Below are 2,649 nucleotides of genomic sequence, written 5' to 3'. Positions count from 1 at the left end.
GCGCACCCCGGCGCGGGCCCCCCCCCACTGTCGTTTGTGCCCCCGGCGGCTTGTGCCCCCGGCCGGTCCCTCAGTCGAGGGTGACGCTCCGCATGACCAGACCCGTGGCCGGCTTCGGGCCGAACGACGTCGACTTGCGCGGCATCGTGACCCCCTGGCGCGCCAGCTCCCGTACGACATCCTCGCGCACCGGGTGCAGCAGTACCGCCGTACCGCCGGTGCGCTCCGCCTGGACGACGGCCGCCTCCGTGTCGTGGATGTACGTGATGTGCTCGGGGTCGTCCGGGATCCGCCAGACGTGGTCCAGCAGCGTGGCGTGCAGGACCGTCGCGTCCAGCCGCTGCCAGGCCGCCGGGCGGTCGGTCGGTACCGTACGGGACAGCAGCTCCTCGTCCGGGCGGTCGACGAGGTGGAAGCGGCCGTCCCCGGCGAGCAGGAACGCGTTGCCCGTGGCCGCCGCGTCCGCCAGCGCGCCGAGCGCCTCGGGGAGCGGTCCCCCGACCGTACGGACACGGAACGCGCCCGCGAGCGCGGCGACCGCCCGGTCGACCGGCAGCCCGCGCAGCAGCCGGTGGATGGAGCGGACCTGGAGGGGGTAGCGGGCGGTGTCGATCAGCAGGACCAGGCCGTACCCCCACGGTCCCGCAGGTCCCCGCGCCGCCCCCGAGTGCTCCTCGCGCAGCCGCAGATAGGTCGCCCAGCGGTGGTGTCCGTCGGCGATCAGGGCCTGGCGGTGGGCGAGGTCGTCGGCGATGTGCGCGAGATCGGCGGAGTCCGTGACCGACCAGAGGCGGTGGGCGAAACCGTCCTCCGTGGTGGTGGTGAGGAGCGGGGTACGGGCGAGGGCGCGTTCGACGACGCCCGCCGTCCCGCCGGCCGCGTCCGGGTCGCCGCGGTACGTCAGCAGCAGCGGCTCCAGATTGGCGGCCGTCGTCCGCAGCAGCGCCGCGCGGTCCTCCACCACGTCCGGCATCACGTCCTCGTGCGGCAGCACGATGCCCGCGGCGGGGGAGGAGAGGGCGAGGGCGCCGATGACCCCTCGCTGGAGCACCTCGCCCCTGTGCTGCTCGTACACGTACAGGGCCGGCTCCGGGTCCGGGGCGAGTACGCCCTCCGCCACCCAGCGCTCCAGCGTGGCCGCCGCCCGGTGGTGCCGGTCCTCGGGGGTGGCGGCCTGCGGCAGGATGAGCCGCACGATGTTGTACGGGTCCGCGGACTCCAGGTGGTGCAGTCCGTCGGGCCTGACGACGACGTCGTACGGTGGCGAGGTCACCGCGGACAGGCTGCCCACACGTTCCCGGACGTACCGGAGCCCGCGGAACGGAATCAGCCGCAGCCCCTTGTCCACAGGACCTGTTGTGTTCATCCGAGCATCGTATGTGCATCGTATGGACGGGGTGGGCATGAGCGATGATCGGGTGAGAAGTCCCGAGCGAGGAGCGTAGGCAGGATGAGCCAGCAGAGCAGGACCAGGCCGAGCGGGAGTGCGACCGCGCTGAACGAGGCGTACGACACGGCTCTGCTCGACCTGGACGGTGTGGTGTACGCGGGCGGCGCGGCCATCGCGTACGCCGTCGAGTCGCTGACCACCGCCCGGGACGCGGGGATGCGGCTCGCGTACGTCACCAACAACGCCCTCCGCCCGCCGGACACCGTCGCCGCCCATCTCACGGAGCTGGGGGTGCCGGCGGAGCCCGACGATGTGATCACCTCGGCGCAGGCGGTCTCCCGGCTGATCGCCGAACAGGTACCGGCGGGTTCGAAGGTGCTGGTCATCGGTGGCGACGGGCTGCGGGTCGCGCTGCGCGAGCGTGGACTGGAGCCGGTCGACTCGGCCGACGACGGCCCGGCCGCGGTGGTGCAGGGGTACGGCGGTCCCGATCTGCCGTGGGCGCGGTTCGCCGAGGCGTGCTACGCGATCAACCGGGGCGTGCCGTGGTTCGCGTCCAACACCGATCTGACGATCCCTGGCGCGCGCGGCATCATGCCGGGCAACGGCGCGGCGGTGGAGGTCGTACGGATCGGCACGGGCGCCGAGCCGCAGGTCGCGGGCAAGCCGCTGCCCCCGATGCACCGCGAGACGATCCTGCGGACCGGGGCCAGGAAGGCGCTGGTCGTCGGGGACCGGCTGGACACCGACATCGAGGGGGCGTTCAACGGCGGTGTCGACTCGCTGCTGGTGCTGACCGGGGTGACGGACGGGGCGGGGCTGCTGGCGGCGGAGCCGCGGCACCGGCCGACGTATGTGGACGCCGATCTGCGCGGGCTGCTGACCGGGCAGCCCGAGGTGACGGAGCGGGACGGCGGGTTCGGCTGCGGCGGCTGGACGGCCACCGCGGGCGGGGGCGCGCTCACCCTCGACGGGGACGGTACGGCGCTGGACGGGCTGCGCGCGCTGTGCGCGGCGGCCTGGACGGAGGCGGGCGAGGGCGCGTGCGCGCTGGACGCGGGCAAGGCACTGGCACGGCTGGGGCTTTAGGCGGGGCTCGGGCGCGGCTCAGGCGGGGCTTCAGGCGGCGGGCGGAGGGGCTGACGGGCGGGGGGGGGGCGGGGGGGGGCGCGGGGCGGGGGCGCGCCCCCCGCGCGGCGCCGCGCGGCGGGCCCGCCCCGGCGCGTGGGGCCCGCGCCGGGGGCGGGGCGCGGCGTCGC

Annotated in this window: 2 protein-coding genes; one reads left to right on the top strand and one right to left on the bottom strand. The window is 75.3% G+C overall.

Going from position 1 to position 2,649, the window contains the following annotated elements:
• Positions 1-70: 70 nt before the first annotated feature.
• Positions 71-1,366 (bottom strand): DUF1015 family protein, encoded by a 1,296-nt coding sequence (locus ACFXPK_RS28025; RefSeq protein ID WP_385079787.1) that lies wholly within the window; start codon positions 1,364-1,366, stop codon positions 71-73.
• 84 nt (positions 1,367-1,450) lie between these two features.
• Here ACFXPK_RS28025 and ACFXPK_RS28020 point away from each other — a divergent pair, with 84 nt between their 5' ends.
• Positions 1,451-2,479, top strand: a complete 1,029-nt coding sequence (locus tag ACFXPK_RS28020) for an HAD-IIA family hydrolase (RefSeq protein WP_385004917.1) — start codon at positions 1,451-1,453, stop codon at positions 2,477-2,479.
• Positions 2,480-2,649: the final 170 nt, after the last annotated feature.

It is taken from the genome of Streptomyces sp. NPDC059142 (assembly GCF_042755665.1).
Lineage (GTDB): Bacteria > Actinomycetota > Actinomycetes > Streptomycetales > Streptomycetaceae > Streptomyces.
Note: the sequence above shows the minus strand (reverse complement) of the source record. Positions and strands in the feature narration are given on the sequence as shown.

Coding starts and splice junctions, on each gene's coding strand:
- ACFXPK_RS28025 (WP_385079787.1), bottom strand. CDS start 1,366: ATGAACACAACAGGTCCTGTGGACAAGGGGCTGCGGCTGATTCCGTTC.
- ACFXPK_RS28020 (WP_385004917.1), top strand. CDS start 1,451: ATGAGCCAGCAGAGCAGGACCAGGCCGAGCGGGAGTGCGACCGCGCTG.